Source organism: Streptococcus sp. HMSC065E03, from assembly GCF_001815045.1.
In the GTDB taxonomy this organism is placed as follows: domain Bacteria; phylum Bacillota; class Bacilli; order Lactobacillales; family Streptococcaceae; genus Streptococcus; species Streptococcus parasanguinis_AD.
In genome coordinates this window covers 130,372-133,063 of sequence record NZ_KV818844.1, presented here as the reverse complement: position 1 = coordinate 133,063, position 2,692 = coordinate 130,372, and the positions used below count along the sequence as shown (strand labels likewise).

2 protein-coding genes are annotated in these 2,692 nt (G+C 44.1%); both read right to left on the bottom strand.

What is annotated here, in order from left to right; translation table 11 throughout:
• A partial coding sequence (locus HMPREF3002_RS02015) for a GBS Bsp-like repeat-containing protein (RefSeq protein WP_176745553.1) occupies window positions 1–913 on the bottom strand: 913 nt, incomplete at its 3' end.
• Window positions 914–1,052: 139 nt separating this feature from the next.
• On the bottom strand, window positions 1,053–2,692 hold a 1,640-nt coding region (locus HMPREF3002_RS02010), incomplete at its 5' end, for a GBS Bsp-like repeat-containing protein (protein WP_176745552.1).

Sequence of the window (2,692 nt, the reverse complement as noted above, 5' to 3'; positions counted from 1 at the left end):
CAGCGTTTTCGTGGTCACTAGCTTTGGCTGTTACGGTATAAGAACCGTCTGCCTGGCGAGTCGGAGTGTACCAGATGATATCTTTTATCCCATTGGCATGAGACCAGAACGGAATCTTCACTTCCTTGTAGCTGTCGAAGCCTTGGAGGTTCTTAGCTGTGATGGTGAAGGTACCGTCTGACTCTGATTTCGTAATGGTTAGATCAGCAGATGGTTTAGGAGCTGTATAGTCAATAAAGGCTTTCTTAACAAACTTGTTTTGGCCTTTAGCATCCACATAGAAAACTTGCGCTTCGTATTTGCCATCAGCGTTTTCGTGGTCACTAGCTTTGGCTGTTACAGTATAAGAACCATCTGCTTGACGACTTGGAGTGTACCAGATGATGTCTTTCATCCCATTGGCATGAGACCAGAATGGAATCTTCACTTCTTCATAACCATCCAAGCCTTGAAGATTCTTAGCCGTAATGGTGAAGGTGCCGTCTGACTCTGATTTGGCAATAGTCAAATCTGCAGAAACTGGAGATTCCTGTTGAGGAACACTCTCATTTCTTGCTGCTACCACTCGTGCGCGTGCGCCATATGGTGCACGACTAGCTACCACAGCTTGTGCTGGTTGCTCTGATACAACCTTGTCGCTAGTGCCCTTGTCAGAAGACTGGTTATTGCTAAGAGTCGGTGTGACAGGTGCTGCCTCTGTTGCAACGGTATTTTCTGTCTGAATACCTTTCTCAACTCCCACTCCTTCGCTCACGGTATTCTGTGCTTCTGATGAAGTTGTTGTTGCAACGATAGCTGATGTATTTTCTGGTGTTTGATCAGACGCATGTTGCTCATCGGCTTTGACTTGTTGTGTCGAAAAAGCCAACAAAACGGCTGTCCCAGCATAAAAAATAAGATCTTTCTTTTTCATGTATCTTCCTTACAATTTTTTATACGGATTGTACCCACATAGTAGTATTATAGCACAAACCGCCGGATCAAGAAACAATATCGTGAGAAGAATCCTATTTTTAAAGAAAACAGAAGGCCAGATTGGCCTTCTGATTAGCTTATGCAAAAATTGAGAAGAAAGGTGCTCCAAGCTTGTTATCCATCGGGTCCTTGCTCTTAATAGAGTGAAGATAATTGATGGAGTACCAGCCGTTGTTGCCACTATTATATGGATCGCGTACGTAGGTTCTTCCATTGTCATAACCATGCAAGACCAATTCATGAGTATAAGGATCGCTAGTAAATTGGCTATTGCCTACCGCAGCAAGTACATGCTTGCCAGCCATGAGGGCTTCTGCAATGCCTCCAGCTCCATTAATCAATTGGCTCTTCAAGCCCCAGTTACGAGTGGCAGCTACAATCCCATCAGAATCTGTTCCTGCTTCACCTTTGTTGAATGAATCAGTATTGTTGTAGAGATAATCAGCTACTGTTGTTGGCAAAATAGTTCTACCTAGGATATCTGTAAAGGTCATAGCAAGAGAGGTTGGCACACAACCTGACTGATCGACATTGCTCACACCGTAATATTTCCCAGCCCAACGAGGATCCCGTTGAGAATAATAGGTTGTTTGTGGATTCACCTTTTGATTTCGTGGAGACAAGGCTGTCTGACCGAGATTAAAACCTTCAACTCCTCCATCTTTGTAGTCTACATAGACGTGAGTGGTATAGTTGCCTGCTTCATTACCGTGATTATTGGTAGAGACAGTGATCTCTGTGTGCATACCTGTCGGTGTTGCGGAATACCAGTAAAGATTTTCTTGATGAGCTTTAGACCAAGCTGCGACACGAATATTCTTAATCTGACGTCCCTGAGGTGCTTGATCTACAGCTACTGTATAAGTCCCGTTCGTTGCATTGACATTCTTGATAGAAGCTTGCGTCTTGGTCATGGCATTTCTAACTTCTACGTCTGTTGTTGTGGTACCAATACCAATCCGAGATCCATCATTTTGAATGTAGTAAAGGTGAACATGGTACTTACCAGTAGAGTTTTTGTGGTCACTAGCTTTGACCGATACCTTGTAATCTCCGTTCGCTTGGCGTGTTGCTTCATACCAGCGAATATCGTCTTGGCCGTCCTTATCAGACCAAGTAGGAACTTGCACAGTCTGTACCCCTTTAGGGCTGTAGACATCCTTGATGATGACATCAAAGGTACCTGTATCCTTGTTGTTGTTTTGGATCAAGAGAGTACCGGTTGGACGAGATTGATTTTTGTAATCAATAAAGGCTTTTTTGACAAACTTGTTTTGGCCTTGAGCGTCCACATAGAAGACTTGCGCTTCATACTGGCCATCAGCGTTTTCGTGATCACTGGCTTTGGCTGTTACAGTATATGAACCGTCTGCCTGGCGAGTTGGCGTGTACCAGATGATATCTTTCATCCCATTGGCATGAGACCAGAATGGAATCTTCACTTCCTTGTAGCCATCGAAGCCTTGAAGGTTCTTAGCTGTGATGGTGAAGGTCCCATCTTTTTCTGATTTTGTAATGGTCAGATCAGCAGATGGTTTAGAAGCTGTGTAATCGATAAAGGCTTTCTTGACAAACTTGTTTTGTCCGTTAGCATCCACATAGAAGACCTGCGCTTCATACTGGCCATCAGCGTTTTCGTGGTCACTGGCTTTGGCCGTTACAGTATATGAACCGTCTGCTTGACGAGTTGGAGTGTACCAGATGATGTCTTTCATCC